At 74.4% G+C, this 19,481-nt stretch carries 15 protein-coding genes; 7 read left to right on the top strand and 8 right to left on the bottom strand.

Features of this window, described 5'->3' with window-relative positions; all coding sequences use genetic code 11:
• Window positions 1-3: 3 nt before the first annotated feature.
• From yidC to KSE_RS19300, 6 genes are all read left to right on the top strand, one after another.
• Window positions 4-1,197, top strand: a complete 1,194-nt coding sequence (gene yidC / locus KSE_RS19325; RefSeq protein WP_014137016.1) for a membrane protein insertase YidC — start codon at window positions 4-6, stop codon at window positions 1,195-1,197.
• Between the two features lie 52 nt (window positions 1,198-1,249).
• Window positions 1,250-1,771, top strand: coding sequence for a Jag family protein (locus KSE_RS19320; protein WP_014137015.1), 522 nt, complete (start codon window positions 1,250-1,252; stop codon window positions 1,769-1,771).
• Window positions 1,772-1,913: 142 nt separating this feature from the next.
• Entirely contained in the window at window positions 1,914-2,696 is a 783-nt protein-coding gene (rsmG, locus tag KSE_RS19315) for a 16S rRNA (guanine(527)-N(7))-methyltransferase RsmG (protein ID WP_014137014.1), read from the top strand.
• Window positions 2,697-2,902: 206 nt separating this feature from the next.
• Complete coding sequence (locus KSE_RS19310; protein ID WP_456236166.1) at window positions 2,903-3,967, top strand: ParA family protein; 1,065 nt, start codon at window positions 2,903-2,905, stop codon at window positions 3,965-3,967.
• Window positions 3,964-5,034, top strand: coding sequence for a ParB/RepB/Spo0J family partition protein (locus KSE_RS19305; protein WP_014137012.1), 1,071 nt, complete (start codon window positions 3,964-3,966; stop codon window positions 5,032-5,034). Before KSE_RS19310 ends, KSE_RS19305 begins: the two co-directional genes overlap by 4 nt.
• A gap of 150 nt (window positions 5,035-5,184) precedes the next feature.
• A complete protein-coding gene (locus KSE_RS19300) occupies window positions 5,185-5,802 on the top strand; it encodes a GNAT family N-acetyltransferase (protein WP_014137011.1) in 618 nt (205 codons plus the stop codon).
• Window positions 5,803-6,062: 260 nt separating this feature from the next.
• On the opposite strand, the gene trxA is transcribed toward KSE_RS19300, so the two are convergent.
• The 7 genes from trxA to KSE_RS19265 all read right to left on the bottom strand — a co-directional run bounded on the left by trxA (window position 6,063) and on the right by KSE_RS19265 (window position 16,963).
• Window positions 6,063-6,389, bottom strand: a complete 327-nt coding sequence (gene trxA, locus KSE_RS19295) for a thioredoxin (protein WP_014137010.1) — start codon at window positions 6,387-6,389, stop codon at window positions 6,063-6,065.
• A gap of 205 nt (window positions 6,390-6,594) precedes the next feature.
• On the bottom strand, window positions 6,595-7,563 hold the full coding sequence (gene trxB, locus KSE_RS19290) for a thioredoxin-disulfide reductase (RefSeq protein WP_014137009.1): 969 nt from the start codon (window positions 7,561-7,563) through the stop codon (window positions 6,595-6,597).
• 155 nt (window positions 7,564-7,718) lie between these two features.
• Complete coding sequence (locus KSE_RS38615; protein WP_014137008.1) at window positions 7,719-8,720, bottom strand: anti-sigma factor family protein; 1,002 nt, start codon at window positions 8,718-8,720, stop codon at window positions 7,719-7,721.
• A complete protein-coding gene (sigM, locus tag KSE_RS19280) occupies window positions 8,717-9,544 on the bottom strand; it encodes an RNA polymerase sigma factor SigM (RefSeq protein WP_014137007.1) in 828 nt (275 codons plus the stop codon). The genes KSE_RS38615 and sigM overlap by 4 nt, the downstream gene beginning before the upstream one ends.
• A gap of 112 nt (window positions 9,545-9,656) precedes the next feature.
• Window positions 9,657-11,927 carry a protein kinase family protein gene (locus tag KSE_RS19275; RefSeq protein WP_014137006.1) on the bottom strand — a complete coding sequence of 757 codons (2,271 nt, stop codon included), beginning with the start codon at window positions 11,925-11,927 and terminating at the stop codon, window positions 9,657-9,659.
• Between the two features lie 287 nt (window positions 11,928-12,214).
• Complete coding sequence (gene murJ, locus KSE_RS19270; protein ID WP_014137005.1) at window positions 12,215-14,578, bottom strand: murein biosynthesis integral membrane protein MurJ; 2,364 nt, start codon at window positions 14,576-14,578, stop codon at window positions 12,215-12,217.
• A 48-nt stretch (window positions 14,579-14,626) separates the two neighbouring features.
• Complete coding sequence (locus KSE_RS19265) at window positions 14,627-16,963, bottom strand: DUF6049 family protein (RefSeq protein WP_014137004.1); 2,337 nt, start codon at window positions 16,961-16,963, stop codon at window positions 14,627-14,629.
• 272 nt (window positions 16,964-17,235) lie between these two features.
• Here KSE_RS19265 and KSE_RS19260 point away from each other — a divergent pair, with 272 nt between their 5' ends.
• A complete protein-coding gene (locus KSE_RS19260) occupies window positions 17,236-18,681 on the top strand; it encodes a CCA tRNA nucleotidyltransferase (RefSeq protein WP_014137003.1) in 1,446 nt (481 codons plus the stop codon).
• 25 nt (window positions 18,682-18,706) lie between these two features.
• On the opposite strand, the gene KSE_RS44810 is transcribed toward KSE_RS19260, so the two are convergent.
• Complete coding sequence (locus KSE_RS44810) at window positions 18,707-19,423, bottom strand: LppU/SCO3897 family protein (RefSeq protein ID WP_051055279.1); 717 nt, start codon at window positions 19,421-19,423, stop codon at window positions 18,707-18,709.
• Window positions 19,424-19,481 lie beyond the last annotated feature (58 nt).

Below are 19,481 nucleotides of genomic sequence, written 5' to 3'. Positions count from 1 at the left end.
CCGGTGACCTTCGGTTTTCTGAGTCCCCTCTACACAGCGGTGTCCTGGATCATCGTCCAGTTCCACTCGCTGTTCAGCCACGTCTTCGACCCCGACGGCGGCCTGGCGTGGGGTCTGTCCATCGTGATGATGGTGGTCGTCATCCGGATCTGCCTGATCCCGCTCTTCGTGAAGCAGATCAAGGCGACCCGGGCCATGCAGGCGATCCAGCCGAAGATGAAGGCCATCCAGGAGCGCTACAAGAACGACAAGCAGCGCCAGTCCGAAGAGATGATGAAGCTGTACAAGGAGGCGGGCACCAACCCGTTCTCCTCGTGCCTTCCGATCCTCGTGCAGGCGCCGTTCTTCACCGCCCTCTACGGCGTGCTCGCCTCGATCGCCAACGACAAGACGATCGGCGTCATCGACCAGCCGCTGCTGGAGAGCGCCAAGCAGGCGCACATCTTCGGCGCCCCGCTGTCGGCCAAGTTCGTCGGCGCGGAGACCGTCCAGATCCAGATCGTCTGCGCGGTCATGATCGTGCTGATGTCGCTGTCGCAGTTCGTCACCCAGCGCCAGCTGATGACCAAGAACGTCGACCTGTCGGTCAAGACGCCGTTCATGCAGCAGCAGAAGATGCTGATGTACGTCTTCCCGATCATGTTCGCGGTGATGGGCATCAACTTCCCGGTCGGTGTGCTGGTCTACTGGCTCACCACCAACGTCTGGTCGATGGCCCAGCAGCTGGTCGTCATCCGCAACAACCCGACGCCGGGCAGCCGGGCGTGGGACGAGCGCCAGGCCCGCCTGAAGAAGGCCGGCCGGATCAACCCGGACGGCTCGATCCAGAAGGTCGGCCTGGCGGCCATGCTCAAGGGCGGCTCCAAGGGCAGCGCGACGGCCGACGCCCAGGCGGCGGTCGAGGAGAGCGTGCAGGTCCGCCGGCAGCAGCCGCGCAAGCAGAGCAAGGCCCAGCGCCAGGCGACCGCGGCGCACCAGGCGCACACCGCCGAGCAGTCGGACGCCCAGGACACCCAGGACGCGGCGGACGCGGCCGACGCGTCGGCCCGGGCCGACGAGGGCCAGGCCGCGGCGGCCGGCGCCGGCAAGTCCGGCGCGAAGGCGGGCGGGGCGAAGCCGGGCGGCCAGTCGGGCCAGCCGCAGCGCCAGCAGCCGCGGCGCGGCGGCCAGGCCGGCCAGCGGCCGAAGAAGAAGTAGTCCCCCACCCTTCGGCCCCACCCGAGGGCCTCGTTTCCGAAGGAGTCCACCTGTGACGGATGGCACCACCTCCGCCGTCGACACCGCCCCGGCCGGTGAGAGCGTCCTCTCGCGTCTGGAGCACGAGGGTGACATCGCCGCCGACTACCTGGAGGGTCTGCTGGACATCGCGGACCTGGACGGCGACATCGACATGGACGTCGAGGGGGACCGGGCCCTGGTCTCCATCGTCAGCGAGGGCGACGACCGGACGCTGCAGCGGCTGGTGGGCCAGGACGGCGAGGTGCTGGAGGCGCTCCAGGAGCTGACCCGGCTGGCCGTGCACCGGGAGACCGGTGAGCGCAGCCGGCTGATGCTGGACGTCGCGGGCTTCCGGGCGCGCAAGCGGACCGAGCTGGCGGAACTGGGCGCGGAGGCGGCCGAACGGGTGAAGGGCACCGGCGAGCAGGTCAAGCTGCGCCCGATGACCCCGTTCGAGCGCAAGGTGGTGCACGACGCGGTGGCCGCGGCGGGCCTGCGCAGCGAGTCGGAGGGCGAGGAGCCCCAGCGCTGCGTGGTCGTGCTGCCGGCCTGAGGCCGGTGGCCCTGCCGTTCCGGCGTCCGACCCCGCCCGCCTCGTGCGGGCGGGGTCGTCGGCTCTGCGGCGGAGTGGCGTTTCACGTGGAACAGTGCTGGTAGGGCGGGTGGATTCGACGGTGAGCGGAGAGGCAGCAGAGATGGACAGGGACGGCACGGCGTCCGAGGCGCCGCTGGAGGGGCCGGGACAGACGCCGGAGGCGGCGGGACGGATCTTCGGTGACCGGCTGCCGCAGGCCGTGCGCTACACCGAGCTGCTGGCGACCGCCGGCGTGCAGCGCGGGCTGATCGGCCCGCGCGAGGTGCCCCGGCTGTGGGACCGGCACGTGCTCAACTGCGCGGTGCTGGCCGAGCTGCTGCCCGCCGACGTCTCGCTGTGCGACGTCGGCTCCGGCGCCGGCCTGCCCGGCATCCCGGTGGCGCTGGCCCGGCCGGACGTCTCGGTGACCCTGCTGGAGCCGCTGCTCCGGCGCACCACCTTCCTGGAGGAGGTGGTGCGCGAGCTCGGCCTGGAGAACGTCACGGTGCTGCGCGGCCGGGCCGAGGAGACCGTCGGCAAGCTGGCGGTGGACGTGGTCACCGCCCGCGCGGTCGCGCCGCTGGACCGGCTGGCCGGCTGGGGCATGCCGCTGCTGCGCCCGTACGGCCAGATGCTGGCGCTCAAGGGCGACACCGCGGAGCAGGAGCTGACCGAGTCGCGGGCGGCGCTGACCCGGCTGGGCGCGGTGAAGTGGTCGGTGATCGGGGTCGGCGAGGGCGTGCTGGTCACCCCGACCCGGGTGGTCCGGGTGGAGGCGGGGGAGAGCCCCGGCGGCGTCAAGGCGGCCACCCGCCGGGCCAAGGCGGCCCGGGCCGGGCGCGGCGGCAAGGGCGGCGAGGCCGGCGGCCGGCGCACCGGCGGCGGTGGTCGCGGCCGGCGCTGAGCCGGTTCGTACGGGAGTTCGGGGCGGGTGGCCGGCGGGCCGCCCGCCCCTCGCCGTTCAGGCCGCCGTTTCCGTCGTCGTTTCCGTCGTCGTTCGGGCGGGGCTCGGGCGGGGCTCGGAGTGTCGGGCCGGTTGATCCCGACATTCCGGGCATGGTGTTCCACGTGAAACGTCGCTTCCTGCTCTCCGGCGTACTTGATCAAGACCTGAACCGGACCCGGGATCGTCACCCGGAGGTGACTGTCGCGGGCCAGGTTTCACGTGAAACACTGACCCCCATGCAGGAGTCGGAGATCGTCGATCAGGTGGATGACACCCCCGTCGCACGGGCCGCGCACACCGCCTTCCCGGTGCTCGGGAACGCCGGTGAGGCACTGCCCCGGCCCGCCGCGACCCGGGTGATGGTGGTCGCCAACCAGAAGGGCGGGGTGGGCAAGACCACCACCACCGTCAACATGGCCGCCGGCCTGGCGATGAACGGGCTCCGGGTGCTGGTCATCGACCTCGACCCGCAGGGCAACGCCTCGACCGCGCTCGGCATCGACCACCACGCCGAGGTGCCGTCGATCTACGACGTGCTGGTCGAGGGCAAGCCGCTGGCCGACGTGGTGCAGCCGGTGGTCGACGTCGAGGGCCTGTTCTGCTGCCCGGCGACCATCGACCTGGCCGGCGCCGAGATCGAGCTGGTCTCGCTGGTCGCCCGGGAGAGCCGGCTGCAGCGCGCCATCGCCGCGTACGAGCAGCCGCTGGACTACATCCTGATCGACTGCCCGCCCTCGCTGGGGCTGCTGACCGTCAACGCGATGGTGGCCGGCCAGGAGGTGCTGATCCCGATCCAGTGCGAGTACTACGCGCTGGAGGGCCTCGGCCAGCTGCTGCGGAACGTGGAGCTGGTGCGGGCGCACCTGAACCCGTCGCTGCACGTGTCGACCATCCTGCTCACCATGTACGACGCCCGGACCAGGCTGGCCGCGCAGGTCGCCGAGGAGGTGCGGACGCACTTCGAGAAGGAGGTGCTGGCCACCGCCATCCCGCGGTCGGTGCGCATCTCCGAGGCCCCCAGCTACGGGCAGACCGTGCTGAGCTACGATCCGGGCTCCAGCGGCGCGCTCTCCTACCTGGAGGCGGCCCGCGAGCTGGCGCTGCGGGCCGAGGTCGCCAAGACGACGGTCGGGCGGCACCGGGCGGGCGCGGCGGTCGTTCCGCCGCGCAGCGGCGGGGAGACGTCCGCGCCGACGGCACAGCACAGTTCGATGGAGGGCAAGCGGTGAGTGGCACGCGCAGGGGTCTGGGCAGGGGACTGGGGGCGCTGATCCCGGCGACCCAGCCGGTGGCCGCCGAGCTGGCGGCCCCGGCGGCCGAACCCGCCGGGGCCGGCCAGGTCGCGGTGGCGCCGGTGGTGCCGACCGACCGGGGCACGGTGGCGGCGAAGGCCGCCGCGGAGAGCCTGCGCGAGCTGGCCGGTGACCAGCGCCGCAGCGTGCTGGAGGCGGCGCTGGCCCCGGTGGACGGCGCCCGGTTCGCCGAGCTGCCGCTGGAGTCGATCCGTCCCAACCCGCGCCAGCCGCGCGAGGTGTTCGACGAGGAGAAGCTCGCCGAACTGGTCGCCTCGATCAAGGAGGTCGGCCTGCTGCAGCCCGTGGTGGTCCGTCAGACCGGCCCCGACCGGTACGAGCTGATCATGGGCGAGCGGCGCTGGCGGGCCTCCCGGGAGGCCGGTCTCGACGTCATCCCGGCGATCGTCCGGGCCACCGACGACGACAAGCTGCTGCTGGACGCGCTGCTGGAGAACCTGCACCGGGCCGAGCTGAACGCGTTGGAGGAGGCGGCCGCGTACGACCAGCTGCTGCGCGACTTCGACTGCACGCACCTGCAGTTGGCGACCCGGGTCGGCAAGTCCCGCGAGCACGTGTCGAACACGCTGCGGCTGATGAAGCTCCCGGTGTCGGTGCAGCTGAAGGTGGCGGCGGGGCAGGTCACCGCCGGGCACGCCAAGGCGATCCTGATGGCGCCGGACGCGCAGCAGGAGAAGCTGGCCAACCGGGTGCTGGCCGAGGGCCTGTCGGTGCGCACCACCGAGGAGATCGCCAAGCTGCTCTCCGGCAAGGAGCCGAAGAAGAAGCGGGCCCCGCGCGCGGAGCCGCTGCCCACTCCGGCCTTCGACGAGCTGGCCGGGCGGCTCTCGGACCGCTTCGAGACCCGGGTCAAGGTCGAGGTCGCCCAGAGCGGCGGCAGGTTCGGCCGGGGCAAGGTGGTGCTGGAGTTCGGTTCGGTCGAGGACCTGAACCGGATCCTGGACAGCCTGGCCCCGGGCGAGCGGGGTCTGCCGCTGTCCTGAACCGGCTGCCCGGGCGGCCCCGGGCGCGGTTCCGGACGCCTCGGACGGCGAATCGGCGGGTGCATGTTTCACGTGAAACGTGCACCCGTTCCGCTACCCGGAGCAGACTGGAGGTCCGGGCCGTTCGAGCCCGGAGGAGGAGGTGCGGGCGTGGGACGGAGGGTCGTTCCGCTGACGCTGGACAACCTCTCGGATCTGCCGAACACCTGCCGCTCCTGCGTCTTCTGGGAGCTGGACCCGGTCAGCGGGCGGGACGCGCAGGACGCCGGCAAGGGGGAGTTGGAGAAGGAGGGCTGGATCTCCGCGGTGCTGCTGGAGTGGGGCTCCTGCGGGCGGGTGGCCTACGTGGACGACCGCCCGGCCGGGTTCGTGCTCTACGCGCCGCCCGCGTACGTGCCGCGCGGGCAGTCCTTCCCGACCAGTCCGATCGCGCCGGACGCGGTGCAGCTGATGGTCTCCCGGGTGCTGCCGGAGTTCCAGGGGCAGGGGCTGGGGCGGGTGTTGGTGCAGTCGGTGGCCAAGGACCTGGTGCGGCGCGGCTTCCGGGCGATCGAGGCGTTCGGCGCGCAGGGGCGGGAGGTGCCGAGCTGCGTGCTGCCCGCCGAGCACCTGTTGGCGGTGGGCTTCAAGACCGTCCGCCCGCACCACCGGTACCCGCGGCTGCGGTTGGAGGCGCGCACCACGCTCTCCTGGAAGGAGGACGTCGAGGGCGCGCTGGAGCGGCTGCTCGGCGGCCGGCGCAAGGAGCCGGCGCTGCGGCCGTTCTGAGGGAGCGGTTCCGGCACCGGGGAGCCGTTCCGAGGGAGCCGTTCTCCGCCCGGTGGCGGGTCGGCCGGCGCGGCCGCCGGAGCGCTGAGGGCTTCTCAGTGAAGCCTCCTGCCCGCCGCCGGCCACGGCCCGGCGGCGGGCGCCGTGCTCTCGGGGCTTCCTGACGAAGCCTCCGGGAGCCCCGGGGGACCTGGGGGAGGCGCCGGGAACGCCGAAGGGCCCGGACGGGGATCCCCGTCCGGGCCCTTCGGCGTCGAGACCTAGAGGTACTCGGCGAGCTCGCGCAGCAGCGCGGCCTTCGGGCGGGCGCCGGTGATGGTCTTCACCAGCTCGCCGCCCTTGTAGACGTTGAGCGTCGGGATGGAGATCACGTTGTACGCCGCGGCGGTCTCCTGGTTCGCGTCCACGTCGAGCTTGACGACGGTGAGCTTGTCACCGTGCTCGGCCGCGATGTCCTCCAGGACCGGGGCGACCTGGCGGCACGGGCCGCACCAGGTGGCCCAGAAGTCGACGAGCACGGGCTTGTCGCTCTTGAGGACCTCGGCGTCGAAGGTCGCGTCGGTTACTTCCTTGGTGGCGCCGGCCACGGGGACTCCTTGGGGTCGGAGAAGAGGTGCGTCATGAATAACAACGGCGGGGGCGGATCTGTTTCTTCCGCCGGGACGGGCCTGTCGCTGCGTCAGGCCCGCCGCGGCCGCCGGGCGGTGCTGCCGGTGGTGGTGCGGGTGCCGCGGGGTGTGTGGGTCCCCGCGGCGGATGGTGCGGTCGGGCCGCGCCGTCGTGGTGGTCGGGTCAGACCGCGAGCGCGGCGGCCGGGGCCTCGTCGGCGTCGGACAGCGCGGCCAGGTAGCGCTCGGCGTCCAGCGCGGCGGAGCAGCCGGTGCCGGCGGCGGTGATGGCCTGGCGGTAGGTGTGGTCGACCACGTCGCCGGCGGCGAAGACGCCGGGGACGTTGGTGCGGGTGGAGGGGGCCTCGACCTTGAGGTAGCCCTCGGCGTCCAGGTCGAGCTGGCCCTTGAACAGGTCGGTGCGCGGGTCGTGGCCGATCGCGATGAACAGGCCGGTGACGGGCAGCTCGCGCAGGTCGCCGGTGTTGGTGTCGCGCAGGGTCAGACCGGAGAGCTTCGGGTCGCCGTGGATCTCCTCGACCGCGCTGTCCCAGGCGAAGGTGATCTTCGGGTCGGCGAAGGCGCGCTCCTGCATCGCCTTGGAGGCGCGCAGCGAGTTGCGGCGGTGGATGACCGTGACGCTCTTCGCGAAGCGGGACAGGAAGGTGGCCTCCTCCAGGGCGGTGTCGCCGCCGCCGACCACCGCGATGTCCTGGTCGCGGAAGAAGAAGCCGTCGCAGGTCGCGCACCAGGAGACGCCGCGGCCGGAGAGCTTGTCCTCGTTCGGGAGGTCGAGCTTGCGGTGCTGCGAGCCGGTGGCGACGATCACGGCGCGGGCGCGGTGCACGGTGCCCTCGGAGTCGGTGACGGTCTTGATGTCACCGGTGAGGTCGACGGCGATGACGTCGTCCGGCACCAGCTCGGCGCCGAAGCGCTCGGCCTGGGCGCGCATGTTGTCCATCAGCTCGGGGCCCATGATGCCGTCGCGGTAGCCGGGGAAGTTCTCCACCTCGGTGGTGTTCATCAGGGCGCCGCCGGCGGTGACCGCACCCTCGAAGACCAGCGGCTTCAGCGAAGCGCGCGCGGTGTACAGCGCAGCGGTGTACCCGGACGGGCCGGAACCGATGATGATCACGTTTCGGACGTCGCTCACTGCTTCTCCTGGTTCGCCTGGCATCCCGCTGGTGCGGGGGGGAGGGCGGTCTGCTCCGCCGCCCCGGACAACGACTGACCAGTCTTCCGCATTCCCAGGCCGGGTCGCACCCCTCGCCCGCACTTCGGGCGCGCTGCGTCAGGTCGGGTGAGGAATCAGGGGGACGGGACGGTGCTGTGCAGCAGGATCGTCGAGCCGGGGCAGTCCGGGGTGGCCAGGTAGACGTCCAGCGGTCCGCCGCCGCCCGCCGGGCGGAACACCAGGGCCAGCACCGGCCGGCCCCGGTAGCGGCCGGGGCCGGCGGCGGCCGGGGACTCGCCGGGGTGCCCGACGGCCGCCAGCGCGCAGGCCGGGGCCGTCGGGTCGGCGGGGCTGGCCTGGCCGAGCTGGTGCGGTGCCTTTCCCGCCAGCAGCTGCCGGACCTGGGCGGGCAGCAGCTCGGGGGTGAAGTCCGGGCCCGGACCGTCGCCCCGGTCGTCCGGGGCGACCTGCTGGGGCGCGGAGGCGTCGCTGCCGGAGCTCTTGGCGGCCTGGTCCTGGACGCCCACCGGCGCCCCGGCGGCGGCGCCGGTCGGGGTGGCGTCGGGGGAGAGCAGCGAGCCCGTCAGACCGGCGGCGAGCGCCACCGCCGCGACGGCCGCGGCGGCGAGCAGCAGCCGGGCCCGGCGCCGCCGGGGCGGGCGGCCGGGGCCGGTGGCGGCGCTCGGGGCGCCGGGCGGTGCGGTGCGGCCGGGCGAGGTGGTGCGGCCGGGGGTGGCGGGAGAGGGGGCGGGGGCGTCGGCCGGGGGCGTCGGCCGGGCCTCGGTGCGGGCGGCGGACTCGGCGGCCAGGGCGGCCGCCAGCCGGTCCGCGACGTCGCTCGGCAGCGCGGGTGCGGGTGCGTCGGCGAGCAGCGCGGGCAGGCCGCGCAGGGCGGCGTGGTCCTCCGCGCAGGCCGGGCAGCCTGCCAGGTGCGCGTGCACGGCCGCGGCCCGCTCGGGCGGCAGCAGCTCCTCGGCGAGGTCGGCGAGGTCGTCCAGCCCGGGGTGGTCCGAGGCGGGGTGGTCCGGGTCGAGGCGGTCCGGGTCGAGGTGGTTCGGGTCAAGGCGGTCCGGCCCGGGGCGGCTCGGGTCGGGCTCGTCCGGGTCGGGGCGGTCGGAAGGCGGGTGCGGCGTCATCGCGGGGTCGCATCTCCTTCCAGGGCGGGCGAGGGATCCGTGGGTGGGACGGGGGAGGGGCGGTTCGGGTTCCCGACCCGGGGGGCGGGCGGGGCGGGTGCGGGGGTGGCCGGTGGTGTTCCACGTGGAACGGCCGCGGGGCCGGCGCCGGGGGATGTTCCACGTGGAACACCGGCGGGGTGGCCGTGACCGGTCGAGGGTGTTCCACGTGGAACACCGGCGCTCCGGGCGTCGGGCGGGGTTTCACGTGGAACCCCGGCGGGGCCGAGGTGGCGCAGCAGCGGGAGCAGGCGGGCCCGGCCTCGGGCGCAGCGGCTCTTCACGGTGCCGACCGGGACGCCGAGCACCTCGGCGGCCTCGGCCACCGGGTAGCCCTGCATGTCGACCAGCACCAGGGCGGCCCGCTGGTCGGCGGGCAGCTCGGCCAGCGCGTCGGCCACCTCGCGGCGGGTCTCGGCGCGCACCGCGTGGTTCTCCGCGTCCTCGGCGGCGCCGAGCGCGCGCTCCGCGGTGCCGTCCGGGCGCTGGTCCAGCGACTCGGCCCGGCGGACCGCGCCGCGCCGGGCGCGGTCCAGGCAGGCGTTGACCACGATCCGGTGCAGCCAGGTGGTGACCGCCGAGCGGCCCTGGAACCCGGCGGCGGCCCGGAACGCGGAGACCATGGCGTCCTGGAGGGCGTCGGCGGCCTCCTCGCGGTCGCCGAGGGTGCGCACCGCGACCGCCCACAGGCGGTCCCGGTGGCGGTGCACCAGCAGCCCGAAGGCGTCCGGGTCGCCCGCCGTGTGCCGGGCGAGCAGTTCGGCGTCGCTGGGCTCCTCGGCCATCCGCCCCCTCCTTGCGATTCGGCCGTCCGCTCCGGCGGTCGCGGTTCACATCGTTGGGGATGCGCCGGAGCGGATCAAGAGTGTCGGTGGTACCGGCTGCCGCCGCTTGGAGCTAGCCGTTGACCTGGACCTCGGCGACCTTGCCGCGGAAGCCGCCGGTGCCGTCGTCGTTGGCCGGGACGTTGGTCAGCCAGATCAGCAGGTACCGGGTGGTGACCGGGCTGTCGGGCTTGAGGGTGACCTTGGTGCCGGAGCCGGTGGCGACCGAGACGCCGAAGCTGCGGAAGCCGGCGTCGTCGGCGGTCGGCTGGGCGGTGGCGCCGGCCGGTGCGGCCTTCAGTTCGGCCTTGGTGTCGCCGAGGAACTGGAGGTCCACCGAGCCGACCCGGCGGGCCGAGCCGAGGTCGATCAGCAGGCCGGTGCCGGGCCGGTAGGCGCCGCCGAACTGGTCGTTGTAGCGCTGGGTGGTCCAGGCGGTGGCCGGGTTGCCGTCGGTGGCGTTCGGGAGTTCGGAGACGTGCTCGTCCTTGGTCTCGCCGAAGGCGTTGAACGGGGCGACCGAGGTGATGGCCAGCTTCTCGCCGGTCGCGGCCGGTGCCGAGCCGGACGGAGTGGGGGCGGGTGCGGCGTGGACGCCGGTGGTGTCCTCCTGGTCGTTCACGTACTGGGCCAGCTGCCAGGAGCCGATCGCCACCGCGGAGAGCGCGAGCAGCGAGGCGGTCCACTTGAGCAGTCGGCGCAGCCCGCGCCGGGGGCGGGCGGCGGGGGCCGGCGCGGGGGCGGCCGGCCGGGGCTCGGTGCGCGGGAGCACCTGGGTCGGCGCGTTGCCGGCGTAGTGCGGCCGGGGGGCGGCGGGCAGCGCGCGCAGCGCGGGCGGGGCGGGCTGCTCGGGCTGCCGGATCTTCGGCATCCGGCTGATCTCCGCAGCCAGTTCGGCCGGGCTGGTGATCGGCTCCTTGTGGTGCGGGGGCTGCTCGCACAGGATGCGCGCGGCCAGCTCGGCGAGGCCCTTGTGGACGCCGGCCCGGACCTGGTCCGGGGGGACGCAGCCGAGGCCCTTGGGCAGGCCCTGGAGGTCGTAGCGGTCCTCGGGGTAGGGCCAGCGGTGGGTGAGCGCCGCGTACAGCAGGGCGCCGATCGCCCGGACGTCGGTCAGTTCGGCGTCCTCGGCGGGCAGGCCGCGCAGCGCCGCGTCCACCGCGATGCCGTTGATCCGGTACTGGCCGCCGTCGGTGCGCAGCACGCAGGTGGGGGTGAGCCGCAGGTGCGCCTGGCCGCGCTCGTGGGCGGCGGCGATCGCGTCGGTGACCTGCCGGACCATCTGGTAGGCGTCGTACGGCTCCATCGGGCCGTCGGCCAGCAGCTCGCCGAGGTCGCGGGCACCGGGCAGCCACTCGCGGATGACGTAGACCAGCTCGCCCTCCTGCACGGCGTCCAGCACCTGGACGAAGCGCGGGTCGCCGAGCAGGGCGGCGCTGCGGGCGGCGGTGAGCACCGACTTGGCGCGGCGGTGGCCGGCCGAGAGCAGGTGGACGCCGACGGCGCGGCGGAGCTTCTCGTCGACGGCGCGCCAACTGGTGAAGGTCTCCGACTCGGAGATGCACTCCTCCAGCCGGTAGCGGGCGCCGATCTTGTCGCCGCTGCGCCGCTGCGGGGCGGGCAGCACGGCGGGCAGGGTGGCGGTGTCGGCGTCCAGGGTCTCGGTGCTGGTGGGCGGGGCGGGCTCGGACGGCTCGACCGGGGGCAGCGGGCGGCGCACCCCGCGGGTGCGGGAGGGGCGCTCGGGGCGGGTGCCCTGGGCGGTGAGCTCGGCGTCGATCTCCTTGGCCGAGAGCGGGGCGGTGGCCTCGGCGGGGACGGGGGCCGCCGGGGGTTCGGCTGCCGGAGCCGGAGCTGCGGCCGCAGGGCTCTCGGCGCCCTTGGCGCCCCCAGCGGCCCCAGCGGCTCCGGGCGTCCCGGTGGCGGCCGCGGGGGCGTCGGAGGGGGCTTCGACGGCTCCGGTGGCGGCCGTTGCGGCCGTGGTGGCGGCCGCGGCGGCCGCCGTCCTCGCGGCAGCCGCTTTCGCGCCCGTGGTCTTCGCGCCCGTGGTCTTCGTGTTCGCGGCGCGCAGCGGGGTGGTCTTCGGGTCCGCCTTGGCGGTGTCCTTGCCGTTGCTCCGGGCGCTGTTCTTCCCGGCGGCCTTCGCCCCGTTCCTCCCGGCGGCCTTGGCCGGGCCGTTGGCGGCGGCGGCCCGCACCGCGCCGCCCGGGGCGCCCGTGCCGGCCGGGGTGCCCGTGGCGGGCCGTTCGGAGTCGGCCCCGCGTTCCGCGTCCGTCGGTGCGGCCTCGGTCGCCGCCCCGTCCGCCTCGGACGTGTCGACGATCGCCTTGGTGCCGTCAGCCACCGTGGTCCTGCCTCCCCTTGTGTCGCCCCGGTCCATCCCTGGACGGTCGACGCCTCGTTGCCGGAGGGGTCGGCCGTGCAGGGTCAATTGTGCCCACTACCGGACGTCAGGTACGACCTCTGGGGGTGGCGGGAGGTTGCCCGATTGCCCACTTCCGGTGGAACAGCAGACGAATGGGCCGGAACCGGGGGTGTGCCCCGACTCCGGCCCAGGGAAAGCGTACTGAGGTTCCGACGGTTCGTTCTCGTCCGGGTTGACGGCTCGTCAACCGGGCGCCCGCGGGCGGTTCAGCGGCCGAGCCGCCTGCGGACCATTCCGGTGAGGGCGCTCAGCTCCTCGATGCGCATCTTCCGGGCGAGCACCAGGAAGACCGCGAGCTGGGCGCCGGCCGCGACCAGCAGGGTCAGGACGTTGCCGATCCACCCGTCCAGCACCTGGAGGGCGAGCAGCTCCAGCACCAGGCCGACCACCGCGGCGGGCAGCGAGGCGATCGCCAGCCGGACGTACGTCTTGGTGATCCGGGCGGTGTCCAGGTCGCCGACCTTGGCCTTGAGCTTGGGCACCGCGACGAACACGCCGACCGCGTAGGACAGGCCGTAGCCCAGCGCCATGCCGGTGACCGCCCACTGCGCGGGCAGCAGCAGCCAGCACAGCACGGCGGTGAGGGCCTGGGTGAGCGCCACCCAGACGGTGTTGGAGAACGGCGTGCGGGTGTCCTCGTACGCGTAGAAGCCGCGCAGCAGCACGTACTGCACCGAGTACGGGATCAGGCCGAGGGCGAACGCGGAGAGCATGTAGCCGACCGCGGTGGTGCCGTGCGCGACCGCGCCGCCGTTGCCCAGGCCGTAGATCGAGGAGCCGATCACCGGGCCGAGCGACAGGAACAGGAACGCGGCGGGGACGATCGCCACCGCCGAGGTGCGCAGGCCGTACGAGAGGTCGTCGCGGACGGCGCCGGCGTCCTGGTCGGCGGCGGCCCGGGAGAGCCGGGGGAGCACCGCGCTCATCACCGAGACGGTGACGACGGCCATCGGCAGCTGCCAGATCAGCAGCGCGTTGGAGTACGCGGCCAGGCCGACGCCGAGGTGGCCGTCCGCCTCGGCGTCCTGGCCGGCGGCGGTGGCCAGCTGGGTGACGACCAGGAAGCCGGCCTGGTTGGCCAGCACGAACAGGAAGGTCCACTTGGCGAGCCGGGCGGCCTTGCCCAGGCCGTGGCCGCGCCAGTCGAACCGGGGCCCGAACGAGAAGCCCGCCGCCCGCAGGTACGGGATCATCGACAGCGCCTGCACGGCCAGGCCGAGCATGGTGCCGATGCCGAGCAGCCGGACGCCCTCGGGGGAGATCGACTGCGGGGTGACCTCGGTGTGCTGGAAGGTGCCGTACACCGCGATGTACATCACGAAGGTGAAGATCACCACGACGTTGTTCAGGACCGGCGTCCACATCATCGCGCCGAACCGGCCGCGGGCGTTGAGGATCTGGCCCATCACCACGTGCACGCCCATGAAGAAGATGGTCGGCAGGCAGTAGCGGGCCAGCGCCACCGTGGTGTCGGCGCTGGCCTGGTCGCGCATCAGCGCGTGCGAGATCAGCTGCACCAGCACCGGCGCGGCCAGCACCGCCACGAACACCACGCCCGCCAGGCCGGTCACCACCAGGGTGAGCAGCCGGTTGGCGTACGCGGTGCCGCCGTCCTCGTCGTTCTTCATGCTGCGCACCAGCTGCGGCACGAACACCGCGTTCAGCGCGCCGCCGCCGATCAGGATGTACAGCAGGGTGGGCAGCGTGTTGGCGGCGTTGTACGAGTCGCCCATCGAGGCGACGCCGATCGCGGCGGCGATCACCATGGTGCGCAGGAAGCCGGTGCCGCGGGAGACCAGGGTGCCGGCCGCCATCACGGCGCTGGAGCTCAGCAGCCCGGCGACCCGGCCCGCGCCGCCGCCGTGGTCGCCGTCGGTGGCGGCCGGGGCGGGGGAGAGGGCGGGCGGCTCGGCCGGGACGGGCTCGGCGGCCGCCGCGTCGGCCTCCAGCACGGCGGCGTCGGCCCGCAGCACCGCCTCCTCCTCGGACAGCGGCGGGTCGAACTCGATCGGCGGCACGTACGGGCGCGCGGCCGCCGGCCCGTCCTCGGCGCCCTCGTCCTCGCTCCGGCTCTCGTCCTCGCTCCCGGGGCCGGCGTCGGGCTCCTCGGAGAGCAGCGAGTCCACCCCGACGTACCCGGCGGGGTCCTCGGCGGGCCCGACCTCCCAGCGGGGGGCCGGGCCGTCCCGCTCCGGGGCCTCCCCGGCGGGGGCCGCGGCGTCCAGCGCGGGGGCGCCGGCCGCGACCTCGGCGGCGATCGACGCCCAGCGCGGGGCCGGGGCGGTCAGCCGCAGGGTGGGCTCGGTGGCGGGGCCGTCCGGCTGGCCGGGCACCGCGGCCGAGCCCTCCGGGGTGTCGGTCTCGCCTGGTCCGGCGCCCGGCAGGTCGATCGGGCCGTACGGGTCGGCGCTGCCGAACGCCTCGGGCGCGTACGGGTCGTTGGCGTAGGTGTCGGCGACGTACCAGTCGGCGGCCGGCTCCGCGGGGGCGGCGGGGCGGGGTCCGCCCGCCCGGTCTCGGGACCGGCCGCCGCCCTGGTCCTGGGTTGCTCGCTCGCTCCGCTCGTTCATGCCACCAATCCACGTCAGAGAGGGGGGTGGGCGCCCGGGGGGTGGGGCCTAGTGATCCACCTTCTCATCACCGGCGACCCGATCGGTGTCATCCGCGGCGGCGGCCGGGTCCGCGTCGGCGGGCGCCCCGTCCCCGGCCAGCCGCTCCGGGTCCTCGTCGACCTCGCCGGCCGCCCGGCGCTTCTTGCGCTGCAGCGAGAACCGCACCCCGGCGAGGAGCATCAGCACGGTGCCGCCGACGATCACGTACGTCACGCCGCTGGCCACCGAGGTGACGTCGACGGTGAACACGACCGCCTCGCCGTAGGGGCGGGCGTTCGGGCCGGTGGTCCACAGCTGCGCGGTGACCTGGACCGGGCCGTTGACCTGTGCCTCGGCGGGGAAGTGGAAGGTGCGGCTGGTGGCCGCGTCCAGCACCACCGGCTGGGCCGGGTAGTCGATCCGCAGCCGGTTCGGCTGGGCGGAGCTCATCCGCAGCTCCAGGTTGCCGACCGCCTGGGTCAGCCCGTTGCGGACGCTGACCAGCAGCGTCGCGTTGTCGCCCGGCAGCGTCACCACGGTCTTCTTCGGCACCCGGACGGCGGACTTCAGGTTGTCCAGGTAGCTGCGTACCCCGCGCCGGTACTCGGTGCCGGCCTTCGGCTGGTCGCGCCACTCGGTGGACATCGAGCGGACCATCGCCGCGCTGAACGGGCCGCGGACCCGCTCCGGCTCGGTGAGGATCATCATCAGCTGGTCCACGCCGTCCTGCAGCTGCATGGTGGCCGCCAGCTCGTCGGCGGACAGCTCGTTGCCGGTCGCCTCCTTCGGGTACGACTCCGGGACGGCGGTGTTCGCGGCCGGGTCCGCCTTCATCTCGACGACCTTCTGCAGCGTCGCGGGCGCCAGCCAGCCGCCGGCCGCCGCCTCCCGCACCGAGTCGCGCAGCGCCAGCGCGGTGCCCACGCTGAGCGAGCGGGGCGGCAGCACCAGCAGGCCGCCCGGGTGCTCCGGCTCCTGGTGGGCGATGGTCAGGGTCTCGCCCAGGAAGCGCTGCACCGCCAGCGTGCGCTCGCTCTCCGAGGACAGGTCGCGCTGGAACAGCGAGGCCAGCTCGAAGTCGGAGACCACCGCGGTCTGCCCGTTGCCGATCGGCCGGGCCGCGCTCGGCGTGTGCGACAGCTTGTCGGACTCCGGCAGCACCGAGCCGTCGACCAGCAGGATCCGGCCGCCCGCCGCGCCCGCCACGGCGGCGGTGCGCTGGTCCAGCAGGCCCAGGTAGGGCCAGGCCACGTCGGAGGAGGCGTCGACCGAGAGCCGGGCCTCGGTGGTGATCTGACCGGCCGTCACCGCCTTGCGCAGCGCGGTGTCCATCCCGCCGAGCCCCGCGCCGTTGTGCGCGATCGAGGCGAGGTCCGGGTCGGCGTACGGCAGCGACAGCACCTGGCCGTCGGAGGAGGCCAGCACGGTGCGCAGCTTGGCCAGCCAGGCCGTCGCCGCGTCCCGGCCGGTGCCGGGGACGGTGTTCTCCTCGCTCGCCGAGTCACCGGAGGTGCCGGGCTTCTGCACCCGGTACGACTTGGTCATCGCGAACACGGTGTCCAGCAGGTTCGGGTCGACCGCCCAGGTCAGCCCGTGCATCTTGGAGCCGATCTCGACCAGCTGGTTGAGCCGCCCGTCGCCGGTCAGCTCGGCGGCCAGGGTGTCGTCGCGCAGCACCGGCGTCTGGTCGGTGTCGGCCATGGTCTGGGCGACCAGCACCGGCGTGTGGGTGAGCGGCCAGACCACGGCGAGCTGGGAGGGCTGGGCGGTCTCCTTGCCCTGGTAGGGCAGGTACGTCCGGCCGATGCCCAGCGGGTGGGGCTGTTCGCCGCCGGTGCTGCCCCAGACGTCCACCGCGAGTTCGTAGGTGCCGGTGTCCTTCGCCTTCAGCGCGGAGACCGGCAGCGGGGCGAGGGCGAACTCGTGGCTCTGGCCGGGCTCCAGGTCGCCGACGTCCTGCGCGGGGCTGGCCAGCGCGGTGCCGTCCAGGGTGCTCGGGGTGGTCCGGGAGGCGGTCATGGCGAGCTCGCTGCGGGTCCGCATCGGCCGGGCCTGCGGCTGCGGCAGCCGGACCTTCACGGTCGGCGACTTGAGCTTCGTGGTACCGGAGTTGGTGATCTTGCCGGTGATCGTGACGGTGTCGTTGTCGTGCGCGGTCCTCGGCGCCACGGTGGCGATCTCGACCACCGCCGGGTACTCGGTCGCGGCGGCCGGCGCCAGTGCGGGGGAGGCGGCCGAGGGGGCGGCGCACACGGCCCCGAGCAGTCCGCCCGCCAGCAGGGCGGCCGCGATCCTGGCCGGTCGGCCCGTCCGCCGCCCGCCGCGCGCCGCCACTGCCGCGCTCCGCCCGGTCCGCTCGTCCACGCGCGCCCTCGCCGTTCCGCTGGTCTCGATCACTCCACGCACCGCCGCGGCCGGTCCGACCGGCGGCCCTCCGACACAGGAGCGTCCACCCGGCATGGTAACGACGCCGCCCGGTCCGCAGTGTCGCGGGCCGGGTGCTGCCGGAGGGAGCGGGGGCGGAACGGGCGGGCGGGCGAAACGGGCGGGCGGCGGGGCAGGCGGGGCACGTACCCTTGTGAGTCGTGTCCACTGCCAATGCGTCCAGCGCCAATCATTCCAGCTCCGTCGACCGGGTGGCCCTGCCGGGGCTGACCGAGGCGCAGACCCTCGGCCTGCAGGAGCTGCTGCGGGTCTCCCCGGTCGCCGACGAGATCGCCCGCCGCTTCCAGGAGGCCGGCCACCGGCTGTCGCTGGTCGGCGGCTCGGTCCGGGACGCCCTGCTCGGCCGGCTCGGCAACGACCTCGACTTCACCACCGACGCCCGCCCGCAGCAGATCCTCAAGCTGGTCAAGGGCTGGGCGGACGCGGTCTGGGACGTGGGCATCGCGTTCGGCACCGTCGGCGCCCGCAAGGACACTCCCGAGGGCTCGTTCCTGATCGAGATCACCACGTACCGCAGCGAGGCGTACGACCGCAGCTCGCGCAAGCCCGAGGTGAGCTACGGCGACTCGATCGAGCAGGACCTGGTCCGCCGCGACTTCACCGTCAACGCGATGGCCGTCGACCTGCCCGGCCGCGGCTTCGTCGACCCGCACCGCGGCCTGGACGACCTGGAGGCCCGGGTGCTGCGCACGCCCGCGACCCCCGAGGAGTCGTTCTCCGACGACCCGCTGCGGATGATGCGGGCCGCCCGGTTCGCCGCCCAGCTGGACTTCGACCCGGCGCCCGAGGTGGTCGCCGCGATGACCGCGATGGCCGACCGGATCGGCATCGTCTCGGCCGAGCGGGTCCAGGCCGAGCTGAACAAGCTGCTGCTCGCCGAGCACCCGGTCAAGGGCCTGCGGCTGCTGGTCGACACCGGCCTGGCCGACCACGTGCTGCCCGAACTGCCCGCGCTGCGGCTGGAGAGCGACGAGCACCACCGGCACAAGGACGTCTACGAGCACTCGCTGACGGTGCTGGAGCAGGCGATCGCGCTGGAGACCGACGGCCCCGACCTGGTGCTGCGGCTGGCCGCGCTGCTGCACGACATCGGCAAGCCGCGCACCCGCCGCTTCGAGTCGGACGGCCGGGTCTCCTTCCACCACCACGAGGTGGTCGGCGCCAAGATGACCCGCAAGCGGATGCGCGAGCTCAAGTACTCCAACGAGCTGGTCAACGAGGTCTCCCGGCTGGTCGAGCTGCACCTGCGCTTCCACGGCTACGGCGGCGGCGAGTGGACCGACTCGGCGGTCCGCCGCTACGTCGCCGACGCCGGGCCGCTGCTGAGCCGGCTGCACAAGCTGACCCGCTCCGACTGCACCACCCGCAACAAGCGCAAGGCCGCCGCGCTGGCCCGCACCTACGACTCGCTGGAGGAGCGGATCACCGCCCTCCAGGCGCAGGAGGAGCTGGACGCGATCCGCCCCGCGCTGGACGGCAACCGGATCATGGAGCTGCTCGGCCTGCGGCCCGGCCCCGAGGTCGGCCGGGCCTACAAGCACCTGCTCGAACTGCGCCTGGAGCACGGCCCGATGGAGCCGGCCGAGGCGGAGGCCGCGCTCCGCGCCTGGTGGGCGGAGCAGCCGGCGCGGGACTGAGGCCCCGCCCGACCCGCCCCGGCCCTCAGTGCTTGCCGACGGCCGGGGCCGGCGCGCCCTTCAGCGGGTTCAGGCACAGCCGGTACTTGGTGGTGTGCTTCTTCACCCGGTACTGGCCGTCGTAGGGCGTGCTGCCCGGGAACTCCTCGCCGCAGTGGTACGAGGTGATCAGGCTGGTCTTCCGGCCGACCACCTTCCAGCTGGCGTCCGAGGCGCTGCAGGACACCTTCTTGTGCCCGCCGTTCAGGCAGTCGCCGACCGACGGGCCCTTGTCCCCGGCGCCGAACAGCGCGCCCAGCCCCCACAGGCCACCGAACACCACCACGAGGATGCCCACGCCGAGCGCCGCGCCGCGCACCCGGGCGCCGGTGCTGACCCGCTTCGCGGGCGCCTGCGGCGGCGCCTGCCCCCAGGCCGGCAACTGCCCGTCCCCGGTGGGCGGTTGGCCGTACGGAGCGGGCTGCTGGCCGTACGCCGGCGGCTGCTGGCCGTACCCGGGGGGCTGCTGGCCCCAGCCGGGCTGCTGCTCGTACCCGGGCGCGGGCGCGGGCTGCGCGTAGCCGGAGGCGGGCGGCTGCTGGCCGTACGCGGGCGGGGGCGTGCCGTAGCCGGAGGGCTGCCCGTACGCGGGCGCGGGCTGGGCGTAGCCGGACGGGCCGCCGTACGGCGGTGGCTGCTGCTGGCCCGGCGGGCCGTACGGATTGGGCTGCCCGTAGGACCCGGGCGGCGGCGGTGTGCTCATCTGGTCTTCCCCCATGTGCGGCTTTCGCGGTGCCGTGCGCCCACGTACCCTAGCGGCC

Source organism: Kitasatospora setae KM-6054, assembly GCF_000269985.1.
GTDB lineage: Bacteria > Actinomycetota > Actinomycetes > Streptomycetales > Streptomycetaceae > Kitasatospora > Kitasatospora setae.
The sequence above is the reverse complement of the archived record's forward strand: the minus strand, read 5'-3'. Positions and strand labels throughout refer to the sequence as shown.

What these genes read in the sequence shown, in the direction of transcription:
- rsmG (WP_014137014.1), top strand. Translation starts at nt 1,914, where the DNA reads ATGGACAGGGACGGCACGGCGTCCGAGGCGCCGCTGGAGGGGCCGGGA.
- KSE_RS44810 (WP_051055279.1), bottom strand. Translation starts at nt 19,423, where the DNA reads ATGAGCACACCGCCGCCGCCCGGGTCCTACGGGCAGCCCAATCCGTAC.
- sigM (WP_014137007.1), bottom strand. Translation starts at nt 9,544, where the DNA reads ATGGCCGAGGAGCCCAGCGACGCCGAACTGCTCGCCCGGCACACGGCG.
- murJ (WP_014137005.1), bottom strand. Translation starts at nt 14,578, where the DNA reads ATGAACGAGCGGAGCGAGCGAGCAACCCAGGACCAGGGCGGCGGCCGG.
- KSE_RS38615 (WP_014137008.1), bottom strand. Translation starts at nt 8,720, where the DNA reads ATGACGCCGCACCCGCCTTCCGACCGCCCCGACCCGGACGAGCCCGAC.